At 70.7% G+C, this 18,777-nt stretch carries 14 protein-coding genes; 11 read left to right on the forward strand and 3 right to left on the reverse strand.

What is annotated here, in order from left to right; genetic code table 11:
* Positions 1–94: 94 nt before the first annotated feature.
* The gene (locus ACWGIC_RS21580; RefSeq protein ID WP_452077733.1) at positions 95–832 is read right to left on the reverse strand and encodes an SDR family NAD(P)-dependent oxidoreductase; all 738 of its coding nucleotides are present in this window, start codon (positions 830–832) and stop codon (positions 95–97) included.
* An 86-nt stretch (positions 833–918) separates the two neighbouring features.
* Between ACWGIC_RS21580 and ACWGIC_RS21585 the strand changes: the two genes are divergently transcribed.
* The 10 genes from ACWGIC_RS21585 to ACWGIC_RS21630 all read left to right on the forward strand — a co-directional run bounded on the left by ACWGIC_RS21585 (position 919) and on the right by ACWGIC_RS21630 (position 15,685).
* Positions 919–1,875 (forward strand): aldo/keto reductase, encoded by a 957-nt coding sequence (locus ACWGIC_RS21585; protein WP_452077734.1) that lies wholly within the window; start codon positions 919–921, stop codon positions 1,873–1,875.
* Between the two features lie 88 nt (positions 1,876–1,963).
* Positions 1,964–2,941 (forward strand): methyltransferase, encoded by a 978-nt coding sequence (locus ACWGIC_RS21590; RefSeq protein ID WP_452077735.1) that lies wholly within the window; start codon positions 1,964–1,966, stop codon positions 2,939–2,941.
* Between the two features lie 271 nt (positions 2,942–3,212).
* Positions 3,213–4,736, forward strand: coding sequence for an ABC transporter substrate-binding protein (locus tag ACWGIC_RS21595; protein ID WP_452077736.1), 1,524 nt, complete (start codon positions 3,213–3,215; stop codon positions 4,734–4,736).
* 60 nt (positions 4,737–4,796) lie between these two features.
* A complete protein-coding gene (locus tag ACWGIC_RS21600; protein WP_452077737.1) occupies positions 4,797–5,738 on the forward strand; it encodes an ABC transporter permease in 942 nt (313 codons plus the stop codon).
* A complete protein-coding gene (locus ACWGIC_RS21605; protein WP_452077738.1) occupies positions 5,735–7,561 on the forward strand; it encodes a dipeptide/oligopeptide/nickel ABC transporter permease/ATP-binding protein in 1,827 nt (608 codons plus the stop codon). Before ACWGIC_RS21600 ends, ACWGIC_RS21605 begins: the two co-directional genes overlap by 4 nt.
* Positions 7,558–8,379, forward strand: coding sequence for an ABC transporter ATP-binding protein (locus ACWGIC_RS21610; protein ID WP_452077739.1), 822 nt, complete (start codon positions 7,558–7,560; stop codon positions 8,377–8,379). Before ACWGIC_RS21605 ends, ACWGIC_RS21610 begins: the two co-directional genes overlap by 4 nt.
* 81 nt (positions 8,380–8,460) lie before the next feature.
* Positions 8,461–9,051, forward strand: coding sequence for a TetR/AcrR family transcriptional regulator (locus ACWGIC_RS21615; protein ID WP_452077740.1), 591 nt, complete (start codon positions 8,461–8,463; stop codon positions 9,049–9,051).
* Between the two features lie 166 nt (positions 9,052–9,217).
* Positions 9,218–14,161 (forward strand): RHS repeat-associated core domain-containing protein, encoded by a 4,944-nt coding sequence (locus ACWGIC_RS21620; RefSeq protein ID WP_452077741.1) that lies wholly within the window; start codon positions 9,218–9,220, stop codon positions 14,159–14,161.
* A 252-nt stretch (positions 14,162–14,413) separates the two neighbouring features.
* Positions 14,414–15,145, forward strand: a complete 732-nt coding sequence (locus tag ACWGIC_RS21625; protein ID WP_452077742.1) for an alpha/beta fold hydrolase — start codon at positions 14,414–14,416, stop codon at positions 15,143–15,145.
* A 36-nt stretch (positions 15,146–15,181) separates the two neighbouring features.
* Entirely contained in the window at positions 15,182–15,685 is a 504-nt protein-coding gene (locus tag ACWGIC_RS21630) for a hypothetical protein (RefSeq protein WP_451989418.1), read from the forward strand.
* A gap of 132 nt (positions 15,686–15,817) precedes the next feature.
* Here the strand turns inward: ACWGIC_RS21630 and ACWGIC_RS21635 are convergent, their stop codons facing one another.
* Positions 15,818–17,026, reverse strand: a complete 1,209-nt coding sequence (locus ACWGIC_RS21635) for an FAD-dependent oxidoreductase (protein ID WP_452077743.1) — start codon at positions 17,024–17,026, stop codon at positions 15,818–15,820.
* Between the two features lie 85 nt (positions 17,027–17,111).
* Between ACWGIC_RS21635 and ACWGIC_RS21640 the strand changes: the two genes are divergently transcribed.
* Complete coding sequence (locus ACWGIC_RS21640) at positions 17,112–18,101, forward strand: helix-turn-helix transcriptional regulator (protein ID WP_452077744.1); 990 nt, start codon at positions 17,112–17,114, stop codon at positions 18,099–18,101.
* A gap of 3 nt (positions 18,102–18,104) precedes the next feature.
* Here the strand turns inward: ACWGIC_RS21640 and ACWGIC_RS21645 are convergent, their stop codons facing one another.
* On the reverse strand, positions 18,105–18,734 hold the full coding sequence (locus ACWGIC_RS21645) for a TetR/AcrR family transcriptional regulator (RefSeq protein ID WP_452077745.1): 630 nt from the start codon (positions 18,732–18,734) through the stop codon (positions 18,105–18,107).
* Positions 18,735–18,777 lie beyond the last annotated feature (43 nt).

Below are 18,777 nucleotides of genomic sequence, written 5' to 3' on the forward strand. Positions count from 1 at the left end.
CGCCCGGAACCATCGCCTAACCTCCGGGCAAGGTCCGTGAAGGGCTACTTGAGGGACTCAGATTCCCTCAAGGAGCCCTTCACGGACGGCTGGCTCAGGTGAGCAGCTGGCCGCCGTCCACCGGAAGGCTCGTGCCGGTGATGTGGGCGGCGGCTGGGCTCGCCAGGAATACCACTGCGGCGGCGACGTCTTCGACGGAGGCCATCCGGCCGTCCGGGATCCGGGCGACCCAGGCGTCGTGTGCGGGCGAACCCGGCGGCATCGCGGCGGCGAGCATCGGCGTGGCGACCGGGCCGGGGGCGACGGCGTTCACCCGGATCTGGTGTTCGGCCAGTTCGATCGCGGCCCAACGAGTGAGGGCGTCGACCGCTGCCTTGCTGCTTTCGTAGCCGCCCATTCCCGGCGTCGGCTGGCGTCCGCCGATCGAGGACAGGTTCACCACGACACCCGGCTCACTGTGTCCAGCCGTCCGGCGGGCGACCATCCGGCGTGCGACCAGTTGCGTCATCAGGAAAGTGCCGTGCACGTTGGTCGAGAGAATGCGCAGCAGATCCGCGCCGGGCAGGTCCAGCAGCCGGCCGTGGACGCTGAGCAGACCGGCGTTGTTGACCAGGACGTCGACCGGGCCGATCTCGTCGAGCGCCGCGGAAATCGCGGCCTCGTCGGTGATGTCGAGCCGGATTCCGCGTCCGCCAACGGATTTGGCGGCTTCTTCGGCGCCGTCGAGGTCGGCGAGCACGACCGCGTCGCCGGCTTGGGCGAAGGCGGAGCCGATCGCGCGGCCGATTCCGCCGGCACCTCCGGTGATCAGCACGGTACGGGCAGCGGGCATCGTCGTTTCCTTTCGCCGGGAGCGGGGTACGCGGGCTTATAGTATACAAGCGTAGAAAATAAATCCCTTGAATCGCAGGAGGAATCGTGGCGACGGATCGACCTGGACTGGGCCCGGCGTTCCCACACGTGCCGGCGTTGTCGCTCGGCTCGTGGAACACCTGGGACCGGATGGAGTTCGGTGAGGCGGTAGCGCTGATCGCTCGCGCGGCTGAACTGGGACACGCCTTCTTCGACGTCGCGCACTACGACATGGGCCCGCACGCCGAGGGTTCGGAGACCGACCGGATCTTCGGCCGCGCGGTGCGCGAGGCGGGGCTTGCCCGCGAGGATTGGCTCTACTGCGGGAAACTCTGGCTGTGGGACTACCCGAAGGTCGGTTTCGCTCAGCAGATGAACACCTCGCTGGACCGCGTCGGCGTCGAAGCGGCCGATCTGGTCGTGGTGGGCGACTACTTCGGCGAAGTGGATCTCGAGCGAGTCGTCGCGGAGGTCGCCGAGCAGATCGAAGCTGGCCGGTTCCGCGCGTGGGGCGTGAACAATTGGCGGATTGACGATCTCCGCACGGCTTTTGACATCGCGCGCAAACGTGATCTGCCGCCGCCGGTTTTCGCGCAGCTCAAGTACGGGCTGGCGCGCCGGTCGATGGCGGAAGGCGAGTTTTACGCGCCGCTCTTCGCATCCGGGCAGCTCACACTGCAGGCGTCGGACATTTTCGAAGGCGGGCTGCTGGTCGGGAATGTGAAGCCGAATCGCAAAATCGGGGCGGACGTCGGCGGCATCCGGGAGAAGATCGCCGCCGCCTGGCCGACGGTGCAGAAGATCGCCGACGAGCTGGAGGCGACGCCCGCGCAGCTGGGAATTGCCTTCTGCCTGGCCAATCCCGCGACCGCGACCGTCCTCGTGGGCGTATCGCGGCAGGCGCAGCTGGAGGACAACGCGGGCGCGCTCGCCGTGCTGGAGCGCGTCGGCGCGGACCGGATCCGCGAGCTGACCAAGCAGTTGTGGCTCGATCGCGAGGTCGCCGCCGACGGAACCTGGTGAAGGGGCTGGTGTTTTTTGTCGACGTGCGTAGACTAAAGCTCCCCGGGGTGCCCGGAGGGGCACCCCCGACGCCGTGAGGAGCCGCCACATGACGAAACCAGCGCCGGACCGCATCGTCGACATCGCCATCGGGTACATGGGCGCGAAGCAGTTGTTCGCCGCCTCGCGGATCGGACTGTTCCGCGCGCTCGCCGACGGTCCGCGCACGGCTCCGGAACTCGCCGCCGCCACCGGCACCGGCGAGCAGCTGACCCGGATTCTCGCCGACGCGATGAACGCGCGCGGCCTGCTGGAGCGCACCGAAGGCCGCTACGAGCTGGCCGAGGACGCACGGGAGTACTTGGGAGGGGACGGCGCTACGGATCTGGCGCCGTTCCTGACCTTCCTCAACGAAATCAGCTACGGCCACTGGCTCCAGTTCGACACCACAGTGGACAGTGGCAAACCGGGCGACCTGCAGATGGACGAGGGCCGCTGGGCGACGTTCATGGCGGGCGTGATGCGCTACAACTCGCTGCACGCGTCGATGCTCGCGCGCGCGTTCGATTTCTCGCCCTACCGCAGCTTGCTCGATCTGGGCGGATTGTCGCCGGAATTCGCGATCGGCGCGCTGCGGGCGAATCCCGCACTGGCCGCCCGCTTCGTTTTCGCGCCGGAGTCCACGCAAGGGATCACCGACGCGGTGAATGCGGCCGGCTTCGCGGATCGCACGAGCATCGACCCCGCGCCGACCGATTCCGCCGAACCGGGCGGAGAGCACGATCTGGTGATGGTGAACCACGTCGTGCACCGGTTCACCGCGGAGCAGAACCGGAAAATCCTGGCCAATGCCCGCGCGGCCGCGGCGGACGGCGGAACGTTGCTGCTGCTGGACTTCTTCCTCGACGACGACGAACGGCAGCGGCCGATCGACGCGCTGCACGCGGGGGAGTACTTCGTGATCGACGGAACCGTCGTCTATCCGGAGGCGGAAGTCCGCGAATGGCTGGACGGTGCAGGATGGCGCGTATGCGATGTTCTCGCGCTGCCCGGAAGCCCGCGCGTTCTGGTCGCCGACGCCGTCTGAAAACGGCGGCCGGGCCGGGAGATGCTGTGCCGATAGCTGCCGACCCGACCGCAGTCGCGCCGAATGGCTTCGTGGCAACGGTTAGTGCCGCGCGGGGGCGGCCTGCTTTCGGCCGGATTGGTAACGAACGCATCCGGCCCGTTGATTTTTTAGCCGACAATCGTAGACTATCCCGCACCACGGCGAGCCGGGCCGCATTCGAAGGCCCGCCGTTGCGGGCGGGGCGCCGAGCGATCCCGCCGGCGGTCCAGCACCCTGAGAGAGGGACTCAATGACGAGGACAAGGACAGCGGCGTTGTTCGCGGCGGCCGCCGCGGCGCTGCTCGCGATCGCCGGATGCACCGGCTCGGGCGCCGCCGGGGCGGGCGCGGGCACCGACGAGCTGAAGGCGGGCGTGTTCCTCGACGTGACGTCGTGGGACCCGGCCAACGCCGACATCGGCTTCGACGGCCCGTACCTGTCGGCGGTCTACGACCCGCTGGTCGCCTTGGACAAGGACGCCAAGCCGATCCCCGCGCTCGCGAAGTCGTGGGACTGGTCGGCCGACCGGCTGAGCCTGACGATGCACCTGCGCGACGACGTCGCGTTCGACGACGGACAGAAGTTCGACGCCGCCGCGGCGGTCGAGAACCTGAACCACCTCAAGGCGGGCGCCCGGTCCGGCCAGGCCTACATCGACGTGAAGAGCGTCGAGGCGAAGGACTCCTCGACCGTCGTGCTCCATCTGTCCGAACGCGACGACGCGCTGCTGTACTTCATGGGTCTCGGGCGCAGCTGGATGGCCTCGCCCAAGGCGATCAAGGCGAAGTCGCTCGCCAACGGCCCGGACGGTTCCGGCCCGTACACCTTCGACAAGGCGTCCTCGCAGCCGCAGTCGCAGTACGTGTTCAAGAAGCGGGCGAAGCACTGGGACAGCGCCACCTATCCGTTCCCGACCGTGCGGCTGTTCCCGATCACCGACCAGGCCGCCAGTTTCAACGCGATGCTGTCCGGTCAGCTGAACGTCCAATTCGCCAACGCGGCGAACCTGCCGAAGGCACAGCAGAACGGCTGGAACGTCGCGAAGAAGCCCGCTTCGTGGGTCGGCGTCCAGTTCGCCGACCGCACCGGCAGCCAGGTGAAGGCGCTCGGCGACCAGCGCGTGCGGCAGGCGATCTCCTACGCCTTCGACGCGGCCGGGATCCTCAAGGCGGTCGGCAACGACGCCGGCACGGTCACCGACCAGCTGTGGCCGAGCGGCAGCCAGGTGTACGACCCGGCGGGCAACGGCAAGTACAAGACCGACATCGCCAAGGCCAAGCAGCTGCTCGCCGAGGCGGGCTACCCGGGCGGATTCAGCCTGAAGATGCCGATGTCCACGATCTTCCAGGCGTGGCAGCCCGCCGCCGAGCAGACGTTCGGGCAGCTGGGCATCAAGGTCGACTGGCAGAACATGTCGATGCCGGACTACCAGAAGAACGCGCCGACGTACCCGATGTTCCTCGCGGTGATCGCGATGGACGGCAACGACATGGCCACGCTGACCGACCAGGTCACCTCGTCGCAGTGGTACAACCCGAAACCGTCGGTGGACGCCTTCCCGGAGGTGAAGGCGCTCGTGCAGCAGGCGGAACAGGCCGAGCCGGGCCCGGCGCAGACCGCGGCGCTCAAACAGCTCAACACGAAGCTCGTGGACCTCGCCTGGTGGAACGTCTGGTACCAGGCCGACAACCTCTACTTCAGCGTCAAGGGCATCACCGTCACGCCGATCACCGGCATGATGTTCCCGACGCTGCGGTTCATCCAGCGCGGCTGACGCGCCCGTCGTCCCCGGGTCCGTCCTGTCCGGACGGGCCCGGGGGAGGAGCCGAACGACATGCTCACATTCATCGTCAAACGCCTGGTGTCCGGGATCCTGCTGCTCGTGCTCGTCACGAGCGGCACGTTCTTCCTGGCGCACACGGCGGTGGGGGACCCGACCGCCGGGCTGCTCGGCAACAGCGCGACCCCCGCGCAGCAGGCGGCGCTGCGCGCCCAGATCGGGTACGACCGGCCGCTGCTCGTGCAGTTCTGGGACTGGCTGTCGCACGCGGCCACCGGCGATTTCGGGACTTCCTGGCGGAATTTCCAGCCGGTCGGCGAACAGATCGCGCTGCGCGTGCCGGTGACGCTGTCGGTCGTCGTCGCCGCGACTCTGCTCGCCGCGATCCTGGGCGTGCTCGTCGGGGTCGTCTGCGGACTCCGTCCCGGCGGCGTCGTCGACCGCGTGCTGAAGCTCGCGTCGGTGGTGCTGTTCGCGCTGCCCGGGTTCTGGGTCAGCCTGGTGCTGGTGACCTGGTTCGCGATCCAGCTGCAGTGGTTCCCCGCGGTGGGCTACGTGTCGCCGGACCAGTCGGTCGCCGGCTGGCTCCGGTCGATCGCGCTGCCGTCGATCTCGCTGTCGCTCGGCGCGATCGTGATGATCGCCGAACAGCTGCGCAACGGCTTCCTCCAGGTCGCCAATCAGGACTTCGTCCGCACGCTGCGGGCGCGCGGCCTGTCGTCGCGCCGCGTCACGACGCACGTGCTGCGCAACGCTTCGCCCTCCGCGCTGACCGTGCTGGCGCTGATGTTCGTCGGGCTGCTCGGCGGTGCGGTGGTGGTGGAGATCGTGTTCAACCTGCCGGGGATCGGCAGCCTGACGCAGTCGGCGTCGCAGATCGGGGACATCCCGGTGCTGCTCGGCCTGACCGCGGTGACCGTCGTGTTCGTCGTGATCGTCAACTTCCTGCTCGACCTCGTGCTCGGGTGGGTCAACCCGAAGGTGCGCGACCGATGACCGCTGCCCCGTTCCCCGCCACGCTCGCCCCGGTGAAGCGGATTTCCTTGCTGCGCCGGTACTTCCGCCGTCCGGTCGGCGTCGTCGCGCTGGTCGTGTTCGCGCTGGTCGTGCTGGCCGCGGTGTTCGCGCCGTGGCTGGCCCCCTACGACCCGAACCACGTCGACTTCGCGCTCACCCACGCCGAACCCGGCAACGGGCACCTGCTCGGCGGCGACTCGGCCGGACGCGACATCCTCAGCAGGCTGCTCTACGGCGCGCGGACCACGCTGTACGGCGGCGTGATCACCTGCGTGACCGGGATCGTGCTCGGCGTCCCGACCGGCGTGGTCGCCGGCTACCTCGGCGGCGCGACCGACCGGATCTGCTCCTGGATCAGCGACGCTCTGCAGTCGGTGCCCGGCATGATCGTCCTGCTGGTCGTCGCGGCAGGCACCGGCCAGGACTTCACCGTGCTGATGATCGCGCTCGGCGTTTTCCTCTCGCCCGGCTACTACCGGATCACCCGCGCCCGCGCGCTGATGGTGCGCCGGGAGCCCTACATCGACGCCGCGCGCGTGGCCGGGGTCGGCACGCTGCGGATCCTGCGCACCCACCTGCTGCGCGCGGTGTACGCGCCGATCATCGTGCAGACCGCGCTCACCGCCGGGCTCGCCATCGGCATGCAGGCCGGTCTGCAGTTCCTCGGCATCGGCTCGGCGTCGACGCCCAGCTGGGGCCAGGCGATGAACGACGGCTTCGTGAACATGCTGACCTACCCGCTGATCCTGCTGTGGCCGTCGATCGCGCTGGGCGTGACCATCGCCGCGCTGGCGTTCATCGGCTCGACGCTCGCCGACCTGGTCAGCGTCCGCGCCGAACAGCCGACCCGCCGACGCCGCGCTCGGGTGCGGGAAGCGCTCGAGGCTCCTGCACCGGATGCGCTGGGCGGGGGTGCGGCTTCGGGCTCGCACGAGCACGCGGCGGCGGATTGCGCGCTGCGGATCGAAAACCTGCGCGTCGGCTACGCGACCGACAAGGGCGTCAAGGAGGTCGTGCGCGGGGTGTCGCTGGACGCGGCTCCGGGCGAAGTGCTCGGGATCGTCGGCGAATCCGGGTCCGGTAAGACGCAGACGGTGTTCTCGGTGCTGAACCTGCTGCCTCCTGGCGGCACCGCGGTCGCGGACGGCATCTGGGTCGGCGGACGCGAGGCCGGGAACGCGGCGGAGCGGGCGAAACTGCTCGGCCGCGAGATCGGGTACGTGCCGCAGGAGCCGATGACGAACCTCGACCCGTGCTACTTGATCGGGCACCAGCTCGTCGAGCCGCTGCGCCGCGTGCACGGGCTGGACAAGGCCGCGGCGAAGAAACGGGCACGCGAGGTTCTGGAGCGCGTCGGCCTCACCGATCCGGACCGCGTGATGGCGAGTTATCCGCACCAGATTTCCGGCGGCATGGCGCAGCGCGTGCTGATCGCCGGCGCGGTGGCCGGACGGCCGTCGCTGCTGGTCGCCGACGAGCCGACGACCGCGCTGGACGTGACCGTGCAGGCCGAGGTGCTGGAGCTGCTGCGCGAACTGCAGGCCGAGTACGGGATGGCGCTGGTGATCGTCACGCACAACTTCGGCGTCGTGGCCGACATCTGCGACCGCGTCGTGGTGATGAAGGACGGCCGGATCGTGGAAACCGGCCCGGTGGAACAGATCTTCCGTTCGCCGCGGGACCCCTACACGGCCGAGCTGATCAGCGCTTCGCTGGACGACACCGAAGGACGGGACGAGTTGGACGAAGCCTGGGAACGGCGCGGCCTTGCCCACGCGACCGGAGAGGAGGCCGGGCGATGACCGCCGCCGCGCCGCTGCTCGCGATCGAGGACCTGGTGGTCGACTACCGGCTCAGCCGCCGGGTGCGATTCCGGGCCCTGAAAGGGATTTCGCTCGACGTGCGGCCGGGCGAATGCGTCGGCCTGGTCGGGGAAAGCGGGTCGGGAAAGTCCACTTTGGGCAAAGCCGTGCTGGGCCTCGCCGCGCCGGAGTCCGGCCGGATCACCTTCGACGGCGAGGACATCACCCACGCGCGGGGCGCGACCCGGCGGCGGCTGGCCAGCGACATCCAGGTGGTGTTCCAGGATCCGTACGGTTCGCTGGACCCGACGATGACCGTCGGCGAAGTCCTCGCGGAGCCGTTGGTAGTGGCGGGGACTTCGCGGGCTGACGCCCGGACCGTGGTCGCCGACATGCTCGATCGGGTGCGCCTGCCCGCCGACGCGGTGCACCGCTACCCGGGCGAATTCTCCGGCGGCCAGCGGCAGCGCATCGCGATCGCGCGGGCGCTGGTCCGCCGGCCGCGGCTGATCGTGTGCGACGAGCCGGTGAGCGCGCTCGACCTGACCACCCAGGCGACGATCCTCGACCTGTTCCTGGAATTGCAGCGGGAGACGGGCGTGTCTTACCTGTTCGTGTCGCACGACCTGGGTGTGGTGCACCGGATCTGCCATCGGGTTTCCGTGCTGTACCAGGGAGAGATCGTGGAATCCGGCCCGACGTCGACCGTTACGCGCACGCCGGAACACCCGTACACGCAGCGGCTCCTGCTGGCGGCGCCGGTGGCGGACCCGGCCCGGCAGGCGGAACGCCGGGCCGCCCGGCTCGGGCTCGGGTGACGATTCCGGGGTCCGCCGCCCCGAATCGGCGCCCGCAGGGTCACCTCCGCCGCGCGAGAATACGAGTTAGAGTCTGTAGCCATGCCTAAGGTCATCGATCATGATCAGCGACGACGGGAGATCGTCGAGGTCGCCAAGAAGCTGATCATCGAAGGCGGGTTCGAAGCCGCCACGATGCGCAGCATCGTCACCGCGGCCGGATTCGCGAACGGTGCCCTCAAGCACTACTTCCCGAGCAAGGACAGCATCATCGCGGCGACGTTCGAAAGCGTGCTGCAAGAGACCTCGCAACGGATGTCCGAACTCGACCCCGCGCTCGGCCCGATGGAGTCGCTGCGCGGGTTCGTCGAGGCGGCGATTCCGTTCGACGAGCACCAGATCGCGTCGGCGCGGGTGCTGCTCGTGCTGTGGGAGCACTCGGTCGCGAACCCGGATCTCGCCCGGCAGTACCGGGATCTGCTGACCAGCTGGCGCGCGGAGCTGACCACGCGGATCGCGGCTGCCCGGGGGAGAGGGGAGGATCCCGGCGCGCCCGCGATCACGGTGCTGGCGGACGAAATCGTCGCGGTGTCCATCGGAGCCAACGTGACCAGTCTGATGCATCCGGTGGGGAAGGTCGCCGGGCGGTACCGCGCCTACATCGACGGACTGATGGCCAGGGTCGCTCTCTGAACCCGCGCCCAGGGCGCAGGGCACGGAAGGGCGGTTCCGAGGCACGCGCGGGCAAGCCCGCGCGCGTCTGGCCCGGTTGCCCCGAATGCCCGGGAAGTCCACTGCTAACGTCGATTGTCGGCCGGGCGGCGGGTGCCCGGGCGAGCGACGAGCCGAGGGGGGCTTCTTGAGCAATCCGCTGATTGCGCCGACGAAGGATTCGACGACGGCGTATTCCGGGATCAGCCTTCTCGAGGGCGCCGCGGGCCTGAAAGAGGCGATCGAAGGCGGGTCGTGGGCGTCGGTCGCGATGGGCGCGGTCGGGGTCGCGCTGGACGCTCTGTCGGCGGCGCTCGACCCGTTCGGCGCGATCCTCGCCGCCGGGGTCGCCTGGCTGATGGAACACGTGGGCCCGCTGAAGGAAGCGCTCAACGCGCTCACCGGCGACGCGGACCAGATCAAGGCCCAGGCCGAGACCTGGACGAACGTCGCGAAGGAACTCGAGTCGATCGGCGCCGACCTCGCGGAGCAGGTCGAACGGGATCTGCAGTCCTGGACCGGCGAGGCGGCCGACGCCTACCGGGAACGGACCAAGGACGTCGCGAACCTGCTGGGCGCGGCGCAGAAGGGCACCGAGGGCGCGGCGTCCGGCGTGAAGACCGCGGGCGAGGTCGTCGCGGCGGTGCGGATGCTGGTGCGCGACATCATCGCGCAACTGGTCGGGCACATGATCAGCTGGGCGTTGCAGGTCCTGCTGACGGCCGGGATCGGCCTGGCGTGGGTGGTTCCGCAGGTCGCCGCCGCGGTCGCCAAGACCGCGGCGCAGATCGCGAAGCTCACGACCCGCCTGGTGCAGGCGCTCAAGGCGTTGCTGCCGCTGCTGAAGAAGGCCGGGACGCTGTTCGGCGACGCCGCCAAGGCGCTGAAGGGCATCAAGGGCGGCAAACCGCCCGCCGCGCCGAAGCCCAAGGACATCTCGACGCCGAAGGGCTCCCCGGGAGGGAAGGGCGGCGGCAAGGCCGACGAGTCCACCACCACGTCGTCCGCGGCTCCGCCCCCGCCGCACCGGAGCGACCCGCCGCCGCCTCCGCCCAAAGGCGACTCCTCGCCGGGCGGAGGCCACGGCGGCGGCCCGGTCCCGCCGCCCGCTTCCCGCGGCATGCAGTCCCCGCCGCCGGCGCCGAAGAAACCCCCTGCCGCGCAACCGAAATCGCCGCCGCTGAAGGACCAGGGCCCCAACCCGCGCTCGCCGGAGAACGTGCGCTGCGAGAAGGACCCGATCGACGTCTCGACCGGGCAGATGATCCTCGCCGAGGTCGACGCCGAGTTCTTCGGCACGCTGCCGCTGCGGCTGGAACGCACGCATTTCTCCGGTTTCCGCACCGGCGGGCTGTTCGGCGCGAGCTGGATGTCCACTGTGGACCAGCGGCTGGAGGTGCACGACGCGGGCGTCAGCCTCGCCGTCGCCGACGGCACCGTGGCCCACTACCCGCATCCGCGGGTCGGCGAGTGGATCGTCGCCGAACAGGGCCCGCTGCGCCCGCTGACCCGGCTGGACGACGGCGGCTACCTGGTGGAGGACCAGGTGACGGCCCTCGCGATGCGGTTCGCCGGGGACACCGGTGCGCTGCTCTCGCTCAGCGACCGCCACGGCCACCGCGTCGACTTCCTGCGCGACGCCGACGGAACCCCGGTGGAGCTGCGGCACAGCGCCGGGTACCGCGTGCGCGTGACCACGTCCGGCGGCCGGGTCACCGCCTACCATTCGGTCGGAGCCGGCCCGGACGTCGAACTCGCCAGGTTCGGCTACACCGACGGCCTGCTCACCGAGGTGGTCAACCCGTCCGGCACGGCCATGCGCTACGAGTACGACGATGCGGGCCGGATCGTGTCGTGGACCGACCGCAACGGCGAGTGGTACCGCTACCACTACGACGCCGAGGGCCGCGTCGTGCGCACCGAGGGCTCGGGCGGATTCCTCAGCGGCACGATGGAGTACGACCCGGGCAACAGGATCACCCGGTCGGTCGATTCACTGGGCCACACCACGGAGTTCCGGTTCAACGAGGCCGGTCAGGTGATCGCCGAGACCGACCCGCTCGGCCGCACGACCCGCTACGAGTGGGACGCCCGCGACCGGCTGCTCAGCGAGACCGATCCGCTGGGCCGCACCACTTCCTACACCTACGACGGCCTCGGCGAGCTGCTGTCGGTCACCGCCCCGGACGGCGCCCGCACCACCTACGAGCGCAACGAGTCCGGCTTGCCGGTGTCGATGACCGGACCGTCCGGCCAGGTCAAGCGGTGGGAGTACGACGAGTCCGGCAACCTGCTGCGGGAGACCGAGCCGGACGGCGCGACCACCACCAGCACCTACGACGACCGCGGGGTCCTGACGTCGGTGACCGACGCGCTCGGGGCCACGACGCGGATCGAGTCCGACGAAAGCGGGCTCCCGGTCGCGGTCACCGACGCGCGCGGCGGCACGACCCGCTACGACCGGGACCGCTTCGGCCGGATCGTCGCGATCACCACCCCAGCCGGGGCCCAGGACCGGTTCGGGTACACAGTGGACGGTCGGCTCGTCTGGCACCGGGACGCCGACGGCGCGCTCGAGAGGTGGACCTACGACGGCGAAGGGAACGCCCGCACCCACACCGACGCCGGGGCGGGGGTCAGCACCGGCGAGTACACCCACTTCGACCTGCTCGCCGCGGAGAACCGCGCGGACGGCAGCCGGGTCTCGTTCGGCTACGACACCGAGCGCAGGCTCATCGCGGTCACCAACGAGCAGGGCCTCGTCTGGAGCCACGAGTACGACGCCGCCGGATATCTGGTGCGGGAGACCGATTTCGGCGGCGTGACCGTGCGGTACCGCTACGACGCGGCCGGACAGCTGGTGGAGCGGACCGACCCGGCAGGCGCCTCGACGTACCGCTACGACCTGGCCGGGAACGTCGTCGAGCAGACCGTCGGCGACGTGACCACGCGCATCAGCTACGACCCCGACGGCCGGATCACCGGCGCGGACGACGGGCGCACCAAGGTCACGCTGGAACGCGACGCCGCCGGACGCGTCGTCGCCGAGACCGTGAACGGCCGCACGATCCGGTCGGCCTACGACGCGGCCGGACGCCGGATCTGGCGGCGGACGCCGTCCGGCGCGGAAAGCACGTGGGACTACGAAGGCGGCGAACCGGCCGCGCTGCACGCGGGCGGGCGCACGCTGCGCTTCGACCGGGACCCGGCGGGCCGGGAGATCCGGCGGACGCTGGACAGCGGCGTCACGGTCGGGTCCGCCTGGTCGCCCGCGGCGCAGCTGCTCGCGCAGACGATCAGCACCGGTGCCGGGCAGCTGGCGCAGGAACGCGCGTACCAGTACCGCCCGGACGGACATCTCGGCGCGCTCCGCGACCGGCTCACCGGACCGCGCGAGTTCACCCTCGACGCCGCTGGCCGCGTCACGGCGGTGCGTTCGCCGCAGTGGACCGAGCGCTACGGCTACGACCCCGCGGGCAACCTCGTCAACGCGTACTGGCCGACCGAAACCGAGCGGCACGCGCTCGGCGGACGGATGTTCCGCGGCAACGTCGTCGACGGCGCGGGCGCGGTCCGTTACGTCCACGACGAACGCGGGCGCATGGTCCGGCGGGAGGCTCCCGGCGCGGTCTGGCAGTTCTCGTGGAATCCCGGCGACCAGCTCACCGACGTGCTGACCCCGGACGGCACCCGCTGGCACTACACGTACGACCCGTTCGGCCGCCGGATCGCGAAGGAGCACTTCGCGGCGGACGGCGTCTCGCTGGTCGAGCGGATCGATTTCACCTGGGACGACCGCGTCCTGGTGGAACAGGCCGCACGCGGCCGGGTCACCGCGTGGGACTACGAGCCGGGCAGCTTCCGCCCGCTGCTGCAACGGGAACTGGCGCCGCGCGGACCGCGGGAGCCGGCCGACGAGCAGTTCAGCCTGATCGTGGCGGACCTCTCGGGAGCCCCGGCGGAACTGGTGGCCCCGGACGGCCGCGTGACCTGGTACGCGCGCACCGGTCTGTGGGGCACGGCAGTGCAGGAGACCGCGGCCGGCGCCAGCACGCCGCTGCGGTTCCAGGGCCAGTACCACGACGCCGAAACCGGGCTGCACTACAACCTCGCGCGCTACTACGACCCGGCGCTGGCCCGCTATCTCAGCCCGGACCCGATCGGCCTCGACGGCGGCTCCCACCAGTACGCCTTCGCGGGCAACCCGCACGCGTACACCGACCCGTACGGGCTCACCCCGCAGTCGTGCACCGGGACCACGCCCGCGGGAGCCGGTCCCTCGGGCACCACCACGCGGGGCCGGCCGGACCTCCGGATCAACACCGACGTGCCCCATGGCGGGCCCGCCTGGTACGACAAGATGTCGCCCGCGGGCAAGTACGGGGCGAAGAAGCTGGACCGGAAAACGGGCAAGATGGTGCCCAAGTACAGCAACCGCACCGCGTCGGGCTACGTCAACCCCGACCACATGCACGGCAACATGATCCCGCTCTGGGCGAAGGCGGCGAAATCGCCGCTGCCTCCCGAACTGTCGCACCTGGACAAGACCAATCTCGGCGACCTGAAGCGGGCCGACCAGACGAAGCTGAAGAACTGGCTGAGCCACCCGGACCGGCGGTTCGACACGAAACAGCCCGGCGAGTCCTACACCGGCCAGCCCGGCAACGAGATCAAGGGGCACAGCAAGAGCAAGAACCCCGCGTTCAAGGACGACCCCGAACGGCAGGGCGGCGTGCTCGGGCACGACACCGCGGCGGGCACCGACTGGAACAAGAACGGGATGAAGCGGCCGCGCCAGGACAACCTTGAGCACAACAACCAGACCGACACCTACCACGGCATCGAGTCCTCGGGCCGTTCGTCGGGCAGCGGGTCGAAAGAGGACCGGTACGAAGCGCCCGGACCGAACAACCACGCGCTGCCCGAGTACTGGAACCGGGACAACCCGAGGTTCAAGGACCAGGGCGGGCCGTGGCCGTCCTACAAGGAAGGCGAGTGGACGCCCGACGCGCCGACGACGCCCACCGCGCCGAAGCTGCCGGATCCTCCCGCTCCCGACGGACGGCCTGCCAAGCGCCCGCGGCTCGATTAGGCGGGGGAGAAGGCAGGACGGCGGCACTGGGCGTCGTCCTGCCGCGGCGGGACCGGCTCCGGGGCGCGGCTCCGCCGGAGCGGCGAATCCGGCGGAAACGCGCCGGATCTCGCAGGCGCGCGTGCCGGAATTTCCGCCGGGATCAGCCGGTTCGCGGCCTTTCTCCGGCCGTTCGGCGGGATTCCGGTCCGTGCGCGTTCTCCGCGTGGCATCGGCCTGGACCGGACGGCAGGTTTTGTCTACGCTTGGAGAATGACAACCGCGTTCCCGGTCACCCGCACGCTGTCCTCCCGTCCCGCCGCTGGGCCTCCGGTCGTGCTGATTCACGGTTTCGCGTCCTCCGCCGCGGCGGACTGGCCCGCCGAGTGCTGGGCCGACCCGCTGGCGGCCGCGGGCCGGGAGACGATCGTGGTGCACCTGCCCGGCCACGCGGGCGGTCCGAAGGTCGCCGAGGCCGGAGAGGTCACCGCTGCCCGGGTCGTCGACGCGCTGGCCGAATGCGCGGGCGCGGAGGAGGTCGACATCGTCGGCTACTCGCTCGGCGCGCGGCTCGCCTGGGATCTCGCCAGGCATCCCCGGACTTCGGTGCGCCGCCTCGTTCTCGGCGGGCTGAGCCCGCGGGAACCGTTCGCCGCGGTCGATCTCGCCGCCGCGCGGGCGGCTGTCCAAGGCGGACCGCCGCCCGCCGATCCGCTCACCGGCGCGATCACCGCCATGGCGAGCGCGGGGGACGCCGAATCGCTGCTGAACCTCGTCGAGGGCCTGGCGGCCGAGCCGTTCGATCCGAGCGCGGGCGTCCCGGCCGTCCCGACGCTGTTCCTCGCCGGACGGGAAGACCTGATGGCGCACGGCATCGAAGAGCTGGCAGCGCAGGTGCCGGGCGCGCGGATGCGGCACGTCGCGGGCGATCACCGCGGCGCGCTCGTCGGGGTGGAGCTGCGCGAGGCCGTGCTCGACTTCCTCGGCGCGCCGGACGCGGCCTGACCGGCGAAACAGCCGCGTCCGTGCCAGCCTGTGCTGGTGACGACCTTGGCCCAGCTTCGCAGAACTGCCCTGTCCTACCCGGAAACGGCCGAGCTGACCGTCGACGGCACGGTCGCGTTCGCCGTGCGGGGCAAGGAATTCGCCGCCCTGCGTCCGGATCGGCAGGTCGTGCTCCGGATGACCGGCCCCGACGCGGACGAACTGCGCGCCGAACACCCGACTGCGCGCCGGGTCGCCCGGGCGGGGGTGCGGCTGCCGATCGGGGATCTCGACGGACAGCAGCTGAACCACTGGGTACGGCGGGCGTGGCTGGCCCGCGCGCCGAAGCGGCTGGCCGCCCCGGTGGCCGCGGCGGGCACGGCAGTGGCGGGCGAAGTCGGCGACCTGCCGAGGGCGATCGGAAGCCCGGCCACGCGGGCCCTCCACGCGGCCGGGCTCACGACCCTCGCGCACACTGCCGAGCGGACCGACGCGGAACTCCTCGCGCTGCACGGCGTCGGCCCGAAAGCGGTGCGGATTCTTCGCGAGGCTCAGGGCTGACCCGCCGCAGTACTTGAGCCGGCTTCGGTCGGCGGCGGACAGTTGTCGCGGTGCGCACAGGCCGTTCCGGCGGGCCTCGATCGGGCAGGGCCCGCGAATCCCACGAGGTGCCTCCCGGCCCTGCCCGTCAAGTCAGCGACGCAGCCGGGCCGCCGCTGCCAGGACCGGCGTGGCCGCGGCGGTGGCCGCGGCTCCAAACACGGTGTCGGTAGCGAGGATCCACCGAACGGTCTTCATCGCCGACGTCAGGACCTCGCTGCCGCGCTGGCGCATTTCGGCCTCGAACCGTCCGACGGCAGCGGCGCTGTCGCCTTCGGTCAGGTGCCGCACCAGGCTGGCGGCGTCGCGAATCGCCGCCCCCGCGCCCATTCCCGCCGTGGGCGGGGTGGCGTGGACTGCGTCGCCGAGGGCGGTGATCCGGCCAGCGGGCCACGGTGCGAGATCAGCCGCCCGGGTGGAAGCGGCGTTGAAGCGGAAAGCGGCGACGCTGTCTGGGTCGGCTTTGGCGATGACCTCCAGCGTGCGCTCGGCCCAGCGCCGTTCGCGGAACGTATCCAGGAGGGCGGCTTGCAGTTCGCGGCCGCGCAGGGTGCGGAGGGCGTCGGCAGGTTCGGGGAGCATCGCGCCCCAGATGTAGGTGGGGCCGGTGGTGACGGACATCCGCAGCTCGGGAGCGTCGAGCGCGGCGTTGCCGACTGGGTCGAGGAAACCGATGTACAGCGCGGCTCCGTGTGGTGCGATCGCGGTGCCGGAGCGAGACCGCAACCGTTGCTGCTCGGCCTCGCTGAGGTCTCGGCGGAGGGCGCGGCCGGAGAATCCGACGATGCCTGCCGGACGGTTGGTCGGCCCGCCCGCCAACTGCTGCGCGACTACCGAGTGGGCACCGTCCGCGCCTACCACCAGGTCGGCGGAAACCGGTGCGGCGTCGGCGAACAGCACTTGGGGGCCGTCGTGGCTGACGCCGGATACGGTGCGGCCTAAGCACAGGTCGTCGCCGACAGCTTCGGCCAGCAGGGTCCGCAGGGTGATCCGATCGACGTCCACACTGCCGCTGTCGCTCAGATCCGGCCCGTGTCCGAGGAGCCGGCCGCGGCGGTCCCAGAACGCATCGCGCTCGCGAAGCCGCAGCGCTGAACCCGAGGCCAGCAATCGCCGCATGATCTTTGGTTCCACCAGTTCCGCCAGGGTCGATTGCGCCCGGTGGTCCAAGGTGATGTGGTAGCCGCCCGTCGCAGTCACGTCGGTGTCGCGGTCGAAAACCGTCACCTCGAATCCCCGGCTGCGCAACCCCGCGCCGAGCGCGAGCCCGCCGATTCCGCCGCCGACCACAAGAACCCGCATGCCTGACTGTCCTTCCGCTCTTTCTGGAACGGAACCGACCTTGCCCGAGCAAGTGGACACCGAGTGGCCAGTACACAATGGAGCGATGGCGAACACCTCGCACCGGGCGCTGCGGCTGCTGTCTCTGCTGGGCTCCGGCCGGGTGTGGCCGCTGCGCGAACTCGCCGCCCGGCTCGAGGCCAGCGAGCGCACCGTCCGCCGCGACATCGAAACCTTGCGCGGACTGGACTACTCGATCGCGACCGTGCACGGTCCCGACGGCGGCTACCGCCTCGGTGCCGGAAACACGTTGCCGCCGTTGCTGTTCGACCACGATCAGGCCCTCGCGGTCGCGGTGGCGTTGCAAACCGCACCCGGCACGATGTTCGGCCTCGGCGACGACGCTTCGCGCGCCTTGGCGACCCTGCATCAGGTCATGCCGCCCGCGTTGCGGGCGTCGATGGAATCCCTGCGCCTGACCCGGCTGCGGAACTACTGGGAATTCCCCGGACCGCCCATTGATCCGGCTGCCCTGACCGCCGTCGGAACCGCGGTCCGGCAGCGCTGGGTGCTCATCGCCGAAACCCTCCGTCCGGACGGCACCCGCCCCGAACCCGGCGACGCAGACTTCCAGTCCGCGCACCGGATCGAGCCGCATCATCTGGTCGTCTGGGCGGCGAGGTGGTATTTGGTCGCTTACGACCGCACCGAAAGCCGCTGGCGAGTGCATCGGGTGGACCGGCTGCACCCCCGGCCGACCACTCAGCAGTTCTCCGCACGTGAGCTTCCAGCCGACGACCTGGCGCAGTTCGTGATGAGCACCCACGACCGCGGCGACACCCCAGCGGAGTGGCCGTGCACGGGTTCGGCCCGGCTCAACCTGCCCGCGGACGTCGTGGCTCGCTGGGCACCGGGCGGGTCGGTCGTGGAACACCTCGACGCCGAGCATTCGCGGCTCACGCTCGGCGCCTGGTCGTGGGCCGGGATCGCGGGCATTCTGGCCACTTTCGACGCCGAAACGACCGACGTCCGCCCACCGGAACTCGTCGAAGCTTGCCGTCGGCTTGCCCGGCGGTGGGCCACGATCGCCGGGTAAGCGTCAGGACTCCGGCCCGGTAGGCGCGGGATCGGGCGGGTCGCCCTCGAAGCCGTTCGCCCAGTACCGCCCGCGCAGCGAGAGGTTCTGCAGCATGCCGGTGGCCTCTTCCGCGGACATCGGCGCGGGGTCCGTTTCGAGCCACCACCGCAGGACCGCCAGCTGCTCCCCGACCCAGGCCCGGGCCAGCACGCCGAGGTCGATGCGCGGTCGGACGTCGTGGTGGTCGGCCCGGGACTTGAACACCGAGCACACCGCGTCGATGCGCGCGTCGGTGAACTGCCGCAGCGCCCGGCCGTCGCCTTCGCCGCGCAGGATGAGCAGGTAGAGATCCCGGTTCTCGCGGGCGTGCCGGAACAACTCCAGCGCCGGTTTTCCGGTGAAGCCCACCGAGGACGCCGGGACCAGCGGGCGCAGCCGTTCGTCCAGTTCCTCCTGCAGTTCGGTGACGACGTGCCGCAGCAGCGCGTCCTTGTCCGGGTAGTGGCTGTAGAAGGTCGCGCGGCCGAGGTCGGCCCGTTCGGTGATGTCCTCCACCGTCACGTTGGCGTATCCGCGTTCGAGCACCAGCGACACCAGTGCGTCGCGGAGCAGGCCGCGGGTGCGGCGGGTACGTCGGTCAGTGGTCGGCATGGGCCCCCTTCGGTCGTCGGCGGCCCGAGTTTAGCGAACTGTT

Source organism: Amycolatopsis sp. NPDC054798 (genome assembly GCF_053611505.1).

What these genes read in the sequence shown, in the direction of transcription:
- ACWGIC_RS21580 (WP_452077733.1), bottom strand. Translation starts at nt 832, where the DNA reads ATGCCCGCTGCCCGTACCGTGCTGATCACCGGAGGTGCCGGCGGAATC.
- ACWGIC_RS21590 (WP_452077735.1), top strand. Translation starts at nt 1,964, where the DNA reads ATGACGAAACCAGCGCCGGACCGCATCGTCGACATCGCCATCGGGTAC.
- ACWGIC_RS21595 (WP_452077736.1), top strand. Translation starts at nt 3,213, where the DNA reads ATGACGAGGACAAGGACAGCGGCGTTGTTCGCGGCGGCCGCCGCGGCG.
- ACWGIC_RS21600 (WP_452077737.1), top strand. Translation starts at nt 4,797, where the DNA reads ATGCTCACATTCATCGTCAAACGCCTGGTGTCCGGGATCCTGCTGCTC.
- ACWGIC_RS21605 (WP_452077738.1), top strand. Translation starts at nt 5,735, where the DNA reads ATGACCGCTGCCCCGTTCCCCGCCACGCTCGCCCCGGTGAAGCGGATT.
- ACWGIC_RS21610 (WP_452077739.1), top strand. Translation starts at nt 7,558, where the DNA reads ATGACCGCCGCCGCGCCGCTGCTCGCGATCGAGGACCTGGTGGTCGAC.
- ACWGIC_RS21615 (WP_452077740.1), top strand. Translation starts at nt 8,461, where the DNA reads ATGCCTAAGGTCATCGATCATGATCAGCGACGACGGGAGATCGTCGAG.
- ACWGIC_RS21625 (WP_452077742.1), top strand. Translation starts at nt 14,414, where the DNA reads ATGACAACCGCGTTCCCGGTCACCCGCACGCTGTCCTCCCGTCCCGCC.
- ACWGIC_RS21635 (WP_452077743.1), bottom strand. Translation starts at nt 17,026, where the DNA reads ATGCGGGTTCTTGTGGTCGGCGGCGGAATCGGCGGGCTCGCGCTCGGC.
- ACWGIC_RS21640 (WP_452077744.1), top strand. Translation starts at nt 17,112, where the DNA reads ATGGCGAACACCTCGCACCGGGCGCTGCGGCTGCTGTCTCTGCTGGGC.
- ACWGIC_RS21645 (WP_452077745.1), bottom strand. Translation starts at nt 18,734, where the DNA reads ATGCCGACCACTGACCGACGTACCCGCCGCACCCGCGGCCTGCTCCGC.